This window comes from Oceanibium sediminis (assembly GCF_003265325.1).
Taxonomy (GTDB): Bacteria; Pseudomonadota; Alphaproteobacteria; order Rhodobacterales; family Rhodobacteraceae; genus Halovulum; species Halovulum sediminis.
The window spans coordinates 1-15,818 of sequence record NZ_QGNX01000024.1; the positions used below are offsets into that span (position 1 = coordinate 1).

Annotated in this window: 14 protein-coding genes and 1 pseudogene; 11 read left to right on the forward strand and 4 right to left on the reverse strand. The window is 58.9% G+C overall.

The genetic code is table 11. The features are described from left to right. The 9 genes and pseudogenes from DJ029_RS20835 to DJ029_RS20870 form a co-directional block, all read left to right on the forward strand. Positions 1–920, forward strand: a 920-nt coding sequence (locus DJ029_RS20835) for a tyrosine-type recombinase/integrase (RefSeq protein ID WP_232823169.1), incomplete at its 5' end; no start/stop codon positions are given. 86 nt (positions 921–1,006) lie between these two features. After that, a pseudogene (locus tag DJ029_RS20840) lies at positions 1,007–1,792 on the forward strand (recombinase family protein); the annotation flags it as partial. Between the two features lie 329 nt (positions 1,793–2,121). Next, positions 2,122–3,324, forward strand: coding sequence for a plasmid partitioning protein RepA (gene repA, locus DJ029_RS20845; protein WP_112324401.1), 1,203 nt, complete (start codon positions 2,122–2,124; stop codon positions 3,322–3,324). Continuing rightward, positions 3,324–4,289, forward strand: a complete 966-nt coding sequence (repB, locus tag DJ029_RS20850) for a plasmid partitioning protein RepB (protein ID WP_112324402.1) — start codon at positions 3,324–3,326, stop codon at positions 4,287–4,289. Before repA ends, repB begins: the two co-directional genes overlap by 1 nt. A 225-nt stretch (positions 4,290–4,514) precedes the next feature. After that, positions 4,515–5,609, forward strand: coding sequence for a plasmid replication protein RepC (gene repC / locus DJ029_RS20855; RefSeq protein ID WP_112324403.1), 1,095 nt, complete (start codon positions 4,515–4,517; stop codon positions 5,607–5,609). A gap of 135 nt (positions 5,610–5,744) precedes the next feature. Continuing rightward, complete coding sequence (locus DJ029_RS20860) at positions 5,745–7,913, forward strand: ParB/RepB/Spo0J family partition protein (protein ID WP_112324404.1); 2,169 nt, start codon at positions 5,745–5,747, stop codon at positions 7,911–7,913. Between the two features lie 99 nt (positions 7,914–8,012). Further along, positions 8,013–8,486: a hypothetical protein gene (locus DJ029_RS20865; RefSeq protein ID WP_112324405.1), complete on the forward strand. Its 474-nt coding sequence runs from the start codon at positions 8,013–8,015 to the stop codon at positions 8,484–8,486. 399 nt (positions 8,487–8,885) lie between these two features. Continuing rightward, positions 8,886–9,050: a hypothetical protein gene (locus DJ029_RS21990; RefSeq protein ID WP_009574204.1), complete on the forward strand. Its 165-nt coding sequence runs from the start codon at positions 8,886–8,888 to the stop codon at positions 9,048–9,050. Between the two features lie 239 nt (positions 9,051–9,289). After that, positions 9,290–10,735 carry a hypothetical protein gene (locus tag DJ029_RS20870; protein ID WP_112324411.1) on the forward strand — a complete coding sequence of 482 codons (1,446 nt, stop codon included), beginning with the start codon at positions 9,290–9,292 and terminating at the stop codon, positions 10,733–10,735. Between the two features lie 60 nt (positions 10,736–10,795). Here DJ029_RS20870 and DJ029_RS20875 read toward each other — a convergent pair whose 3' ends face one another. Beyond that, positions 10,796–10,987 (reverse strand): H-NS family nucleoid-associated regulatory protein, encoded by a 192-nt coding sequence (locus DJ029_RS20875; protein WP_112324406.1) that lies wholly within the window; start codon positions 10,985–10,987, stop codon positions 10,796–10,798. A 473-nt stretch (positions 10,988–11,460) separates the two neighbouring features. Between DJ029_RS20875 and DJ029_RS20880 the strand changes: the two genes are divergently transcribed. After that, positions 11,461–11,865, forward strand: coding sequence for a single-stranded DNA-binding protein (locus tag DJ029_RS20880; RefSeq protein WP_112324407.1), 405 nt, complete (start codon positions 11,461–11,463; stop codon positions 11,863–11,865). Positions 11,866–12,165: 300 nt separating this feature from the next. On the opposite strand, the gene DJ029_RS20885 is transcribed toward DJ029_RS20880, so the two are convergent. The 3 genes from DJ029_RS20885 to DJ029_RS20895 form a co-directional block, all read right to left on the reverse strand. Beyond that, positions 12,166–13,290, reverse strand: coding sequence for a HesA/MoeB/ThiF family protein (locus tag DJ029_RS20885; protein ID WP_112324408.1), 1,125 nt, complete (start codon positions 13,288–13,290; stop codon positions 12,166–12,168). Continuing rightward, positions 13,280–14,251, reverse strand: a complete 972-nt coding sequence (locus DJ029_RS20890; protein ID WP_157966477.1) for a HesA/MoeB/ThiF family protein — start codon at positions 14,249–14,251, stop codon at positions 13,280–13,282. Before DJ029_RS20890 ends, DJ029_RS20885 begins: the two co-directional genes overlap by 11 nt. A gap of 182 nt (positions 14,252–14,433) precedes the next feature. Continuing rightward, positions 14,434–14,643 carry a hypothetical protein gene (locus tag DJ029_RS20895; RefSeq protein ID WP_112324410.1) on the reverse strand — a complete coding sequence of 70 codons (210 nt, stop codon included), beginning with the start codon at positions 14,641–14,643 and terminating at the stop codon, positions 14,434–14,436. A gap of 239 nt (positions 14,644–14,882) precedes the next feature. Between DJ029_RS20895 and DJ029_RS20900 the strand changes: the two genes are divergently transcribed. Then, on the forward strand, positions 14,883–15,818 hold a 936-nt coding region (locus DJ029_RS20900), incomplete at its 3' end, for a DUF932 domain-containing protein (RefSeq protein ID WP_112324412.1).

The window sequence follows — 15,818 nt, forward strand, 5'->3', positions numbered from 1 at the left end:
TTGTGGTTCCGTTCTCAAATGTTGTCTCGACAATAATCCGCACTTCCATGGCAGTTCCCCTCTTAATGAACCACCAGCATACACAGACACCCCCAGGTTTTGCCCACTCCCTAGCTGATCTTGCTGCACCAGCCGAGAAGGCCCCTGCCCTTTCGGTCTCCACGATCGAGCGCCGTCTCTCGGGGCTTGCCTGGAACTACAGGCAGCGCGGGTTCACTCTTGATCGCAAGGACCGGCACATCGCCACCGTTCTGGCCGGGATCAAACGCAAGCATGCGCGCCCGCCGGTCCAGAAGGAGGCGATCTTGCCTGAGGACATCCAGGCCATGGTGGCCACCCTTCCTTTCGATCTCCGCGGGCTTCGAGACCGGGCGATCTTGCTTCTGGGCTATGCGGGCGGTCTGCGCCGGTCCGAGATTGTCAGCCTGGACCACGGCAAGGACGATACCCCCGACAGCGGCGGCTGGCTCGAGATCTTCGACAAAGGCGCGCTGCTGACGCTTAACGCCAAGACCGGGTGGCGCGAGGTTGAGGTCGGGCGCGGCTCAAGCGACCAGACCTGTCCCGTCCACGCACTTGAGCAATGGCTACACTTCGGACGCATCGACTTTGGGCCGGTCTTCGTGCGCATCTCCCGGGATGGCAAAAGCGCCCTCGAGGCGCGCCTCTCCGATAAGCACGTCGCGCGACTGATCAAAGCGAGCGTTCTAAAAAGCGGCGTCAGGTCCGATCTGCCGGACGCCAAACGGCTGGCAATGTTCTCCGGCCATTCCTTACGCGCCGGGCTCGCCTCGTCGGCAGAGGTTGATGAGCGCTATGTTCAAAAGCAACTCGGACATGCGTCGGCCGAGATGACCCGGCGCTATCAGCGCAGGCGCGACAGGTTCCGAGTGAACCTAACCAAAGCCGCAGGGCTGTGATGCCCAGGATTCTTGACGTGTTTGGTGAAGCGCTAAGATGAAATTCCAGCGCTTCAGTTTCAGCTTACTGCTTCAATTGAAATCGGGAACTAAACGCGACAGGCGGCAATCGCGCCCGCCCGGTGCTGGCAAGGGTGCTGGAACGGATCGACAAGGGCGACACGCTGGTCGTCGTTCGGATCGACCGACTGGCGCGGTCGCTGTCGCATCTGCTGGAGGTGATCGAGCGGCTGGAGACCAAGGGCGCGTTCTTCCGCTCGCTCCAGGACCCTATCGACACGTCCTCACCGCAGGGCAAGTTCACGCTGCAAGTTCTGGGCGCTGCGGCCGAATTCGAACGCGCCCTGATCCGCGAGCGGACGAAGGCCGGTTTGGCCAGCGCAAGGACTAAAGGACGCGTGGGCGGCAATCCGGGCTTGCGCGCCCGCGACCCCGCCGCGGTGCGCAAGGTGCGGTTGGCACGACAGGACGGCTACATGGAGCGCTTGAACGAGACAGCGCAGGATTGGGTGCCCCATGTACGCCGCCTAAGGCCGGATATGGCCTGGGAAGATGTCCTGCGTATCATCAATGCCCCCCTGCCCCACGACCGGCGCTGGACACAAAGCCGTTTAATCCGCGCCGTGAAGGCATACGTGAGGGACGGATTCCTGCCCGCTGAAGTGCTTGGACGAGCAGGACGTCGCGAAAACGACGATCGCCTGCCTGCGATTGTCGCTGCAATCAAAGGTGCTGACCCCGAGATCACCTTGCAGGCCATCTGCGAACGACTGGAATCCATGCGTGAGCGCACCCCTCGTGGGCGAACCAGCTGGCAGCCTTCCTCAGTCAGAATGCTGTTGGAACGGGCCGAGCGACTCGGGCTCGTCTAATCGGCTATTCGGTGCCAATCGCTTAATCCTTCAGAAGCGACGATTCGTCGGCAGACCCCGCCGCGATACCTAGGGGTAGGCTGCAGTGAAGCCACAACATGTTCGACAAGGCGCTAGAGCGGACTGAGATTTATCCTGATCTACTAGATACTTAGACCACTTTCTCACGCCAGAATGCACGCCCAGCTCCAGTTCGCGCCCTCCGCCTTCAAAAAAATTGTTGTCTGGCGATAAGTTGCGTGTCATGAGTGCTGTAGTCGCAAAAAAGCGAAAATCGCGCACTTTAGCGACGAAACACAATCGACCCACCAAGAGGTCACGAGGGCAGCATGAACAGCAAGGCAGATTTCCCCGGCGCAAAATCCATTGCAGCTTCCATTTCTGCCAACGCTGCGCGCCTGTCGGATGCTCTCAACCATCATATGCGCAACAGCTTTCAACCGGAAAGCAGAAAGACGCTGCGGAAGTTTCACCCTGCAGAGGTCTCTGAGCTGACAGGCATCAGCATGTCGAACCTGAGAACGCGCCACCAGGAAGGTGATTTTCCCGAAGTCGAGACAGACTCTCGCGGCAGGCGTCTCTATTCCGCTGAAGAGATCGATCAAATCCGCAGGGTGATGGCGCGGACCGGTCGCAACGGGGAAGCTTACTTGCCAGGCCGGCGGGATGGCGATGGACTTCAGATCATATCCATTGTGAATTTCAAAGGCGGGTCCAGCAAGACGACGACAGCAATTCATCTAGCCCAACGTTATGCCCTCAGAGGGTATCGCGTCTTGGCCGTAGACATGGATCCCCAAGCCAGCCTAACAACTATGTTCGGATACCGCCCAGAAATCGAATTTGCCGAAAGCGGCACGGTGTACGACGCCCTGAAATACGAGGATCCGGTTCCCCTGAGCCAAGTCGTCCGCAAGACTTACTTCCACAACCTCGACCTCGCGCCAGCCGGATTGTTGCTGTCTGAGTATGAAACCGAGACGGCTTACGCGCTTCAACACAAGGTCGATCCTCCGTTCACTCAGAGGTTGGCCATTGCGCTCGATGAGATCGAAGCCAACTACGATCTGGTGATCATCGACTGCCCGCCGCAGTTGGGCTTCACGACGATGACGGCATTGCTCGCGTCAACCGGACTCCTGATTACTGTGGTGCCGAGTATGCTGGACGTCGCCTCCATGGCGCAATTCCTTGAGATGGCGGGAGAAACCGTCAGGACTTTGGAGGAAGCAACAGGACCGATCGACTGGTCGTTCCTCAAGTACCTCGTCGCGAGGTTCGAACCGACCGATGTCCCACAATCGCAGATGGCTGGGTTCCTAAGGTCGATTTTGCTCGACCAGGTTCTCACCACGCCCATGCTGAAATCCACTGCCATTTCGGACGCCGGGATGACGCAGCAGACGATCTATGAACTAGAGCCAAGCCAGGTCGTCAAGAAGACATTGGACAGGATACTCGAAAGCGTAAACGGCGTCGCAGACGAGTTCGAAAAGACGATTCAACAGGCTTGGGGGAGGACGGTCGAGTAATGGTGCGTAGAAACCTTTTCCAGCCCCCTCCCCCACCGGACACCACCGAGGACGTGGCAACGGCTGACCTTAAACCTCGTTTCCCCAACACCGGTGCGATGAGCGGTGTGAAATCGACCCTGAAGGATCTATCCAGCAACGCTGTACGGGAAATTCCGGTCGATCTTATAGAGGAAGACGGGCCGAAAGACCGTCTTTCATTCTCCGATGCCGACGTCGCGTCTCTTGCGGCGAGCATCAAGGAACATGGGCAGCAGGTGCCGATCATGGTCCGTCCGCTTGCGGACAAACCGGGTCGGTACAAGATCGTTTATGGTCGTCGCCGACTGCGGGCCCTGCAATCGATCGGAGTATCGGCCAGAGCCTTGGTGCGCACTCTTTCGGACGAGGAGGCGATCCTTGCCCAAGGCCAGGAAAACTCACACAGACTGGACCCTAGTTTCATTGAAAAGGCCCTGTTCGCCGCGCAGCTGAGCGATAATGGCTACGATCAGCCAGTGATCCTCGACGCACTTGCTATCGACAAGCCTATGTTATCGCGAATGACCAAGGTCGCCCGCACGATACCGGAGACTGTGATCCAGTTGATCGGCTCAGCGCATGGCGTTGGACGCCGCCGCTGGGAAGACCTAGCAGACAAGGCGAAGGACAGCAATGCTGACCTAGTTCGGATAGCCTCCGATTTGGGCTTGGATCAGATCCCTACTTCGGACGACCGTTTTGCGCGCGTCAGCGACGCCATTGCGGGACTTCGCAAAACCGCAAGGTCCACAAAGTCCGCGGCGCATATGGTTGTCTCAAGCGACGGCAAGACACTTGCAGAGGTCAAGGATAGCCCGCGCGCTTTGACGGTGAAAATGTCCAAGGTTGATACCCCAGAGTTCGCTCAATGGATGCGAGACAACGCGGAAGTTGAGTTGAAACGTCTCTATGAGGCGTGGAAGTCGGACCAGCAATCCGGCTGACAGACAGGCGAGCAGAGCAACAAAAAGGAGCACGAAAAACAGCCAGAAAAGAAAGAGCCCCCCAAGGTCATCCCCGGAGAGCCCAATCTGTTCTTAGCACCCTCAGATGTACCAGCTTCTCCGTAGCAGTCAATAACAACCGAATCGGTTGAACGATGATCTGTTGCCTTTTCTCAAGAAATCGGGGGATCTGGGCCTTTCCCGACCGGCTGTCGTGAAAAATTCATGGCATTTACTCAGGCATCCGCCTCCGTTGGAGAGCGGACAGAGATACTGTTGTCCGCGGACAACGACCGCCCCGAACGTCACATCATCATCGACACACTGCGCCAGGCGGCTCCGTTGATGGGTCTAAAAGCATCAGTCATTGCGACGCTCGACGCGATGCTCTCGTGCCTTCCACCGAAAAGGCAGCACAACACCGTCTTTGCATCTAACGCCACGCTTGCGTTCCGACGCAATGGGATCTCCGACCGAACAATTAGGCGCCATGCGGCCATTCTCCAAGAACTCGGGCTGCTTGTTCGCCGTGATAGCTCAAATCGAAAACGGTTCAGCAAGCGAAACGTTACCGAAGGCACCGCCCTTCTATTTGGGTTCGACCTCACACCCTTATTCCAACGCTTCTCGGAGCTCGCAGAACTTGCTGCCCAGGCCGTTCGCGAAAACGACCAGATCGCCTACATCAAAGCGAAGATACGTGCCGCAGCAAACGACATCCTGCAAACCGAACCCGACGACATTGATGCGATAATCGCTATACGCACCCTTCGCAGAAAGCTTTCACTGGATGAATGCTACAGCCTCTTGGCTGGCCTGGACATCGAAGCCGTGGAAGCCGAACAACCTTGTGAAGCAGTCGTCGCCCGAGAGGAAAAAATGTCCGGCAACGACGGCCAAAATGTCCGGCACCATCATAACTCAAACAAAGAACATATTGATAAAAGAGAACACCACCCACCGAAAACTCGACCTTCACGTTTAAGGGCAATACCCCTTAGCGTTCCCGAAATCCTTAGCGCCTGCCCTGAAGCAGCCCAATTTTCACTCACGCCAGTGAAAACTATGTCCGACGTGGTTTCACACGCACGAACTCTCGCACCAATGCTCGGGATAGACTCGAGAAACTACCAAGATGCTCAAGAACAGCTTGGCATAGAAGGCACTGCGCTGACCGTCTGGGCGATCATGCAGTTCCACGAAAAAGTCCAAAAGGTCGGTGCCTATTTTCGGTCGATAACGTCCGGGAGAAACAGCGCTGACTTCGTTCCAGAGCAGCTTGTTCGCCGTCTCTCTCGGACACAACCACAAGCGATTTAACCGGACAGTGCTCTACTGCTTCCGCCAAAAATTGTCCGCGGACAACTACCGTCGAGGGAGAGAGGGGTTGTGAAAAGGGTGACGGGAAGTGAGATCGGAAGAGTGGCTTCCGGCGCCCGTCGTGGAGAAGAACCTATGGCGAAATCCGCTCAGAAAGTCACCCTGTCCCCGTCCCGGGACATTCCCTTCGACAAGCTCGTGCTGAGCCAGTCCAACGTCCGGCGCATCAAGGCCGGCATCTCGGTCGAGGAACTGGCCGAAGACATCGCCCGCCGCGGGTTGCTGCAGAGCCTGAGCGTTCGGCCCGTTCCGGCGGATGATGGTTCCGAGACCGGCAAGTTCGAAATCCCCGCTGGCGGTCGGCGCTTCCAGGCACTGTCTCTCCTGGTGAAGCAGAAACGCTTGGCCAAGACGACGCCCATTCCCTGCATCGTGCGGGATGCCAATTCTGCGATCCTCGCCGAAGACGACTCGCTCGCTGAGAACATGCAGCGTGCAGCCCTGCACCCGCTTGATCAGTTCCGCGCCTTCGTTGCACTTCGGGAGAAGGGTCAGGGCGATGAAGAGATCGCGGCCGCTTTCTTCGTCACGCCGCAGGTGGTCAAACAGCGCCTGAAACTCGCCGCTGTGGCCCCGGCCCTCCTCGAAGTCTACGCCGAAGATGAGATGACGCTGGAGCAGCTGATGGCCTTCACCGTCAATCCGGATCATGAGCGCCAGGTTCAGGTCTGGGAGGCGATCCGGTCATCCTGGAACAAGGAGCCCTATCAGATCCGGCGCATGCTGACCGAAACGTCGGTGCGCGCGTCTGACCGTCGGGCCGCCTTTGTCGGCGTCGAGGCGTACGAGGCTGCTGGCGGCACCATGTTGCACGACCTCTTCCAGGGCGACGACGGCGGTTGGCTGGAAGACCCGGCCCTGCTCGACCGACTGGTCAGCGAGAAGCTTCAGGCTGAAGCCGAAGCGATCGCGACCGAGGGCTGGAAGTGGATCGAGGTCTCGCTCGACCTGCCCTATGGCTACAGCCACGGTTTGCGGCGGCTGAGCGGAGACCCGGCGCCGATGACGGATGACGAAGGCGCGGCACATGCCAAGCTGCTTGCAGAGTACCGGGCGCTCGAGGAGGAATACGAGGGCCAGGATGAATTCCCCGAAAAGATCGACGCGCGTCTTGGCGCGTTGGAAGTCGCGATGGAGAAGCTCGAGGCCCGGCCGCTGATCTTCGACGATGAGGAGATCGCACGGGCAGGGGCTTTCGTGACGCTTGACCGCTATGGCGAGCTTGCCGTCTATCGGGGCTTTGTCCGGCCCGAGGATGAACCTCGGCAAGATGCCGACGTCCACAGCGGTGAACAGGCGGCAGACGGGCAGGGCGTTGAACTTTCAACGGGAAGCAAAGTGGATGGTATCGGCCATGGCACGGTGATCACCTCTGCCGGTCAAGCGCTTGGCGCGAACATGCCCGACGACGAGGACGATGGTGCGTTGAAGCCCTTGCCTGAGCGGCTGATCATGGAGTTGACGGCGCACCGGACATTGGCACTGCGGGAAGCTGTCGGGCGCTCACCTGACGTCGCGTTGACACTGCTGCTCCTGAAGCTCGTAAATGACACCTTCCGGACGTCCAGTTCGGCCGGCAGCTGCCTCGAGGCTTCAGTGCGTCACGTCTACATGTCCGCGCAGGCGAGCGATCTGAAGGACAGCGTGGTGGCCAAGCTGGTCGACGATCGCCACGCCGAGTGGGAGGCCGACCTGCCGCTCGGCGACGATGCCGCTCTCTGGGATTACCTGGCTTCCCTCGATCAAGGGAGCCGGCTTTCGCTGCTCGCGCATTGCCTCAGCTTCGGGATCAACGCGCTCCATGAGAAGGTGAACCCTTATGGAGCCGGTATATCCGCCAGCGGTCTGACCAGGCGGATGACCCAGTCCGACTTGGTCGCACAGGCGGTCGAACTCGACATGGTCGAGGCGGGTTGGGAACCGACCGCAGATACCTACCTGAACCGCGTGCCCAAGGCCCGGATACTCGAGGCCGTGCGCGAGGCGAAAGGGGAGGGGGCAGCGCAACTCCTCGATCACCTGAAGAAGGGCGAGATGGCGACCGAAGCCGAGCGTTTGCTGAAAGGCAGCGGCTGGTTGCCGGAGGTTCTTCGCCGTCACGATCTGGCGGCACTCGACGGTGTGGAAGGGCAGGGGGCGTCTGAGCCCGTTTCCGGCACCGAGCAGGCCGAAGATGTCGATCTGCCCGCCTTCCTCACCGCTGACCTGCCGGGCAATGAGGCATCGATGATGGCCGCGGAGTGATCTGCGCCATCCGGGGGCGGGAAAACCCGCCCTCAATCACATAAAACATAACAATATCAATATGATGAATGCAAAATGACGCATTCAGGATGAGGAATCATGTCTGCAACCACCATTCTCGAAACCGCGCCCCTGGGCGCGCTCATTCGCTACACCGATAGCACAACGAAACCGCCCGCCCGGTTCACAAAGAAGCTCGCGGCCTGGGAGCGCTCGAACGGCGTCGGCCGTCTCGTCAAGAAGGAGCCGCCGCGACCCTATCCGACCTGGACGGCGCCGGCGTCGTTCACGCTGCACGAGGGGAACTTCTCTTCCGACGGGGTCATTCTTGTCACCATCATGCGGACTCATTCGGCTGACAGTGCGTTGACATTCGAAGTGGCTGAGGAGCCGAAGCCCGGACAGGTGCGCGTCGTGCTGGATTTCGGCGGTTGCACGGAGCTGCTGCATCTGGCCGAGTCCGTCACGGCTGCGGAACTCTGGATCGCCAGGGAAGGCTATCGCAACGCGCGGCTCGAGATCGTCGGCAGCGAGGGCGGCGATAGGGCAGGGGATGCGGAACTTGCCGCCTGAGCCTGTAGAATCCGAGGGGTCCGCCACAGCGCGGGCCTCTCACCCATCACGACTCTTTCCCGCGAGATCGCGGGGCACCATAGGGTCCAATCCAACACGGAACTAGATCTGGTACCAAATGTCTGCCGGGAGGCTGGCAGCGATAGCATCAGCGGAACACCCGGCTCCAGTCAGCGGTCGCACCATCCCCCGCTCGCCATTCCCTTCCTTGCCCCGAATCCAGTCTTCGAGATCAACCCGCGAGGGGTCGGACTACGGGCGAACCCGTGCCGCCGGGTGGATTCGGCCACGTTTCACTTTTTGGGCCGAACGCACCCGGTGATGTCAGCCAGTCTTCGGGCCTGCGGGGTCCTGTCGCGCGGGGGATGGTCCTCCGCCTCCAAGACAGGAGCCAAACAGATGTCCCGCAAAGATGCTCACGCCTTCGCCGCCTCCCTCGCCGCCACGCTCATGGTCTCGATCGTCGTCTTCCAGGCAGGTGATGGAACCTATGGCGCCGTCCCCGCCGATGAAATCGACGGAGACGAGGTCGTGATCGTCTCGGAATACGATCCCTTCGGGTGAGGCTTAGGCCTCACTTCCCGAGGGCCCAGGCGTGGCACAGGTGTGCCCCTGGGCCTATCAGCGACAAAGACAACGGCGTTGCCGGCCTAAGGAAAGCCGATCTGCGGCCCTGAGCAGATCGTGGTGCGCACGGGTTCGGCGGGGAGCGAACATGCGCAGTTGCGGCGAAGCCATCAAAGACTATCAGCAGGCCCTACCAAAGCCGACCTTTGCAACACTCGTCCAATCTGACACCGTACGTGAACATCGACAGCAGTGTTAAAGGACTTGATTTGAAGGAAATTTCCGAACTCCGTTTCAATGCAATCGCTGGCTATGCCCGGCACCCGAGAGCAGCGCTGACTGGTGAGGAACTGGCTTACTACGAGTCAGAGGATGGAAGCATTCTCGGCCTGCTCATCAGGGACCGAACAGACGGTGACTTTGCCGGAATGGCCTTTGGCCGGGACGCGAAATTGCGCTTCCGGTGGACCTCCATGACCGATTTCCTCGAGAGCCCGGAACTGGCGCACGGGGCATTGAGAAAACTGATGACCAATTTGCTCGATGAGCCGGAAGTGTTTCATCACCAAGGCGATGAAAGGGGGGAGCCAGTCGATTTCTTCACTCCTATTCACGCACCAGAAGTCTTGCACCCGGATTTCCAGCAGGTCGCATCCGAAATTGGTTTCTTTCCTGCCCGGGGCATAATCGAACCCATGATGCGGTGGCACGAGGATCTAGATGGAAACTTCGTGGAGCAGTTCCAGTCCACCGCTTTTGACCAGCGGATTTGGGAACTTTATCTTTTCGCGACGCTCATCGAACTCGGGTTTTCTCTGGATGCGACGCATGCTGTGCCCGACTTCATCGGCACAAGCTTGTTTGGGTCCATCGCCGTCGAAGCGGTGACGGTTGGGCCAACCCGGCGAGGCGTGGAAATAGTTCCGCCACCGCCCGTTGAGACCGAGGAACAGATGGAAGCGTATCTGCAGGACTATATGCCGATAAAGTTCGGCAGCCCATTGTTCAGCAAGCTAAGGAAAAAATACTGGGAAAAGGAGCAGATCGCTGGTGTACCGCTGGTGTTTGCAATCGCGGACTTCTCATCGCCCGGCTCCATGATCCACACCCGATCCGCACTCGAGCGTTATCTCTACGGGTACTCCTTTGACGCCGCACGCGACGAGCAAGGAAGAACCGTAGCACAGCCCATAAAGATCATTGAGCACCGTTGGGGGGACAAGGTGGTGCCCTCCGGCTTCTTTGACATTCCGGACTCGCAACATGTCAGCGCCGTTATCTCCACAACCGCTGGCACGATCTCAAAATTCAATCGAATGGGGATTCTGGCCGGGTTTGACGCGGGCAACGTATTGATGACGCGCACTGGCACTGTCGTCGACCCCGATCCCGAAGCGAGGGACCCGCTGCTCTTCAAAGCGATCGTGAACGTCAAAGGATACCATGAGAGCTGGGTGGAAGGACTCAACGTCTATCATAACCCGCGCGCCATCATTCCGCTTGAGGAACACCTCGTACCTGGAGCCGCGCATCACCATTGCGACGCGGAAGGCAATTGGACAACTACGGCCCCCCGCTTCCATCCTCTGGCATCAAGTACTGAAATCCTAGGCGGCGTGAATGTCGCTGAAGCGCTCGCGAATTTCGAAGGTCCGGCAATCCGATTCTGGAAAAAATCTTAATGGTGCGCCCTGTTTTGACGGTGCGTTCGCCATTCTCGTTCCTTTGCAACCCCGGCTGAATCAGGCAAGCGACAGGTTCTTGGGGCGTCGGTATTTCGCCGCTGCAGGCGCGCGGGAGGATTTCGTCTCGGTGCCGACAAGTTCGGTCCGAGTGTAGCCCAGATCGTGGGCGAAAGCTTCCACCTTGGGGCGGGTTTCCGCCTTCCGACGATCCTCGAATGTGGCAATCGCCTTGGCGACGTCATTCTGCATTTTCTTCAGCTCGCTAAGCGTCGGTGCCTCGAGATCGAAAGCAGCCGTTGGTGCGGTCCGTGTCCTGGATTTCCCGGTATCGATAACCCATCGCGGTAGGGCCCTGCATTTCCCGGCAGGCAAGGGCAGGGGTGACAGCTGGTGATAGCCACTTAGGCCGCTAGCGGCGTGCTGGGCTTTGGGTCAAACAGTCCGATTGGCAAGGGGACATGGTCTGGCATGGGCTCCCCGCATCTCTCTGTCTCCTGGGCCATCCCTTCGACTGACAATCCCCTAATCCCGTTCGGTCTCCTGCGCGCAACCCCGCGTCAGTCCGGGCCGTGTTGGCCGCCTTTGGCGTCCTGCCCGCTCCACCCCGGTCCTCTGGGGGTGTCCGGTGTCCATGCTGTCCACCGTGCACGCGTCACCCGACGGGCTTTTTCAGGGTCTTGTCGAAGGGACGGTCCCGAAGACAGGAAACACAGGAGCTTATCATGCAGAACATCGTCATCCTCGCCGGCAACATCGGTCAGACCCCCGAAGTCCGCACCGCCCAGAGCGGCACCAAGATTACCAACTTCAGCCTCGCCACCTCGCGCCCCCGCCTCTCGGAAGGCCGAGTGATGCGCGACGAGAACGGCTACCGGGTCATGGACACCGAATGGCACCGCATCACCTGCTTCAATGGTCTCGGCAAGACGGTCGCCGAGCATTGCGAAAAGGGCATGAAGGTCCTCGTCCACGGCCGCATCCACTACACCAAGTGGATCGACAGCATGGGGAACGACCGCTACGGCTGCGAGATCATCGCCGAAAAGGTCGACTTCCTGAGCTGGCCGAAGTCGGCCGAGAACGAAAACCCCGAGCTGGTCGACCGCGACGATGAGATCCCGTTCTGAGGAACGGGGTCTCCCTCTCGGGCCTGGCGGGGCAACCCGCCGGGTTCGCCGTGCGCCGCAAGGCAGCTTCGAGTCCATTTTTGCCGCCGCCGCGAGCCATGGATTTGCCCCGTAGGTTCCACTATTCCGGTCGCGCCACAGTGATCGCGTCTGCCATGTTCGCGCGCTCAGCTCGTCGACTGTCTGCTTCGCTTCCCAACGCCGCCCACCAATTGCAGCGTCTAAGCCGCGAGCGAGGCCGAGAAGGCGAAGAAGGAAGATCCGCATGCGCGACAGAATTGCCCGGGGAAGATGCTCAAGCTAAGGAGAACGCTTGGGAACTTTGGAGCGGATACTCTCGGCCGTACATCCGCACTCTGGACGTGGCGCAAGATCTACAAACGAGAGTTCGTTGGTCAGGAAGTTGAATTCTCCCCGGCGGTTCCACATGGCTGGACGGAGCCTGTCAGACTTGACCGCAAGACGTAGGACTTCAGATGCCGCCAACGACGAGGTTATCCCAGTGAGCGGGGAGAGACTTCCCAGATTGCGCTTCGGGCGCCACAGTCTTCGCACACCTTGCAGAGACTCGTCTTCGAGTTCATCCAGTGTGATCCGCGAACAGTTGATGCACGCAGACACACCGGGACTGACCGTCATTCCAATCAGGCTCAGGTGAAGGTTGTACCCGCCTGCGATGACATATGGAACGCGTCGATCCTGACAGTATTCGTTGATCCATTCACTCGTGAGGTCCACCGATGGCTCGTCGGCGCAATTTACAATCACGTCTGGTCTTACCTCGGAAAGCAAAGCGCGGAGTCCGTCTGCATCGCATATATTCTCTTTGACTCTCCGAACCCGAACCCTTTGTGATATCCGATTTAGGGCGGATGAGATGGCCTTGACCTTTAGTTGACCAATGTCCTCGTGAAGGAAGATCGAGCGGTTAAGGTTGGACTCCTCCACTTGATCGCCATCAATCACGGTGAAGTTGTCGAGACCGGAATGAGCAAGCTGCACTGCAGTCCAGCTACCCACGGCACCACAGCCCAGAATGGCAACCCTTGTTGAGCGGAGCCTTTCGAAGGCAGCAAACAGTTCTGCGGCAGGAAAGTAGTCTCCAAGAAAATTCAGGACGCGGTAGTGCTCTGTGGCGTCAATAGCGTCTCGAACCGCACTCGGTTCAACGGCGCACCGCTCGTGCAGAACTTCCATGAGATGCGATGCTTGTGACACCGAAGCTCCGTGCACCTCGCAGATCTCCTCAAGGCGCTGGCTGCCATCAAGCCCCCTGATGACACCGGCGATTTCTGATCTCAGCCGAAATCGCATGGATCTGCGCGTAGAAGACTGAAAGAACTCAAAGATCCCATCGCCGACCCGAATCAAGGAGACGGACGGTCGCAATAACCAACGTGAGCCGGGTGAGAATTCAATCTGCACGTGCCTGCAGCCTTTCAAAGTCGCCGCAGGTCGGGCATTCAGGATTTCTTTCTACCTTGAAACTGTCGATACTGTATTCATCGAACAGGAACTCACCTCGGCCTTGCTCGATGTCCCCACCATTTTCCGAAAGGAGCCGAACGATCTTCAGGACCGCGGCCGAGGCAGCAAATGCCGACAACGACGGCAGGCCACCGAAGCCTCGACGGCGATCAACGATGGGATGGGAGATTGGTTTCCAACCGCGCAATGTCTCTTCAAAGTGTATTGCATAGCAGTCGGAGCAAGGTGTTTGGCCGGGAACAATCATCTCGCTGAGACTTGCGAGGTGAGCGTCAAAACCACCGGCAACCAGCAGGGGCAGACCCTTCTCCACACAGTATCTCGATAGCTTTATGCTTGTCGCGCCTATGTATGGCTCGTCCGCAGTGTTTATGATCAGGTCTGTATCCGCTCCGATGAGTTCTTCGACGTTCGTTTCTATGTCGAGGGGGGATTGTATGGCGCGTGTTTCTGGCTCGAGCGCTTGGCTATGAACGAATCTCTCGGCAACCAAAGCCTTTGGTTCGCCGATCAGTCGGTGATCGAAAATAGCATTTCGTGTGTGATCGGCGGGCTTCAATGTCTTTGGATCAACAAGGATGATGCGCTGGAAACCGATCTGAACAAGCTCTCTGAGAATCCAACTGCCGACCGCGCCAATACCAATCAGTGCGATCCTGCAGTTCATTATTCTCTTTAGGAGGGCCGTGGCCGCAGTTTCGGACTCTTCAATATCGAGAAAGAAATTCAGCTGTCGAGAATAGCGCTCAACTTGTTCGGGGCAGAACGCATTATGCATCCAATCCTTCCGGACAAGGATCCCCTTTCCATAGAGATATTGAATGAAGTCAACAAATGACGAAGGGTGCTTGCTGCCCAGCCTGGATGCCTGTGCTTCATACCGTGCATCCAGCTCCATGACTGACGCGGAGCCGTCTAGCCACTCGAGGCACTCAATCAAAAGCGGCGTCACCTTGAGGCGTAGCCGCTTCCTCGTGGACAGAAAGACGAAGTGAACGACGTCATCTGGGGAAATATATACATCCACCCCGTCCCTGAGCCAGAGACGAAGCGATCCGAATTGGTCATCGTCACCGCAGATCAATACTGGATCTGACCGCCTCGTACATCGAGAAACTTGGCCCAGTCTTCATCGCTCGCGACAAAGGTCGCGTCCGCGCTGCAGGTGCGCGTGCAGCAGTCGGAGCGCCCGCCAGAACATTCCTTCGTGTACGCGGCTGCGTTCGTCATGCCCTCGGACGCTTCGATTTCCTCAAAGCCATGGTTTTCAAAGGTGTACTTGCTCGTCATTAAAGGCACTCCAGACCCGGATCCTAATATTTCCATGATGTTACGTTTGACAGATGTTTCGGTCAACTCGCAACGGGGGTGAGGTCAAAGATGATGGGATACAAAGCGGGAAACAAGGTCTGGCTTATCCGCATTTCTGCCTTCTAAGCATCTTTCGAGAGTGAAAGGAGTGCCGGTTTCCGGGTGACAGGTTGAAGGCTGGGAGAGTGGCTCCCGGCGCCTGTCGCGGAGGAATGCCGATGGGCGTTGTGGAAGTTCTGGATGCGGTACAGCCGACGCGGGCTGGTGGCTGGAAAGTGGATGTGAGCCGGGGTGACCGGAATGGGCGGGTGTCGTCCGAATGGTTCAACAGGCCGGATGACGAGCGGTACCTGTCGCTCGACGATCTCTGGGCCAATGTGAAGGGTCGCTCTGAGCGCAGCCGCAGCCGGGTGGTGCAAACCGCCGACATCCGTGTCGAGGCAGCGCGCGACAGTGCAGAGCGGCTGCACTTGGTCCTGCCGAAAGCGCATGAGCCGGTCGCGCCCACGCACTGGGCCTTCGGCCAGCTTGCCAGCATCGTCGGTGCCCCGGCATCCTACCTGCGGCAGCTTCCCGCGCCTCTGGCGGGGATCAACCTGCAATACGGTTTGACCAACCACCGCGCCGAGCAGGTGAAGACCTTCGAGACCGAGGATGGCCGCACGGAACTGCGCGCCGTGACCGGTCCCGACTACGGCCGCATCCATGACTTCGAGCTTGTCGAGGCGGTTCAGCGCATCGCGGGCAATGGCACGGGCGATACGCGCTGGAAGGTGCCGGGTGTGCTGGATTGGTCGACCGGGGTCTACAACCCCGATGTCGAAATCAGCCGCGACACGACCACGCTCTACGCCTCGGACCGCGATGTCTTCCTGTTCCTGGTCGACGATCGCAATCCGATCGAAGCAGGCAAGTTACCCGACGGCTCCCCCGATCTCTATTTCCGGGGCTTCTATTGCTGGAATTCCGAGGTGGGCGCGAAGACCCTTGGCATGGCGAGCTTCTATCTGCGGGCGGTGTGCCAGAACCGCAACCTCTGGGGTGTCGAGGATTTCCAGGAGATCAAGATCCGCCACTCGAAATACGCCGCCTCGCGCTTCGCACATGAGGCGGCTCCGGCGCTGACGCGGTTTGCCAATTCCTCGCCGCAGGGC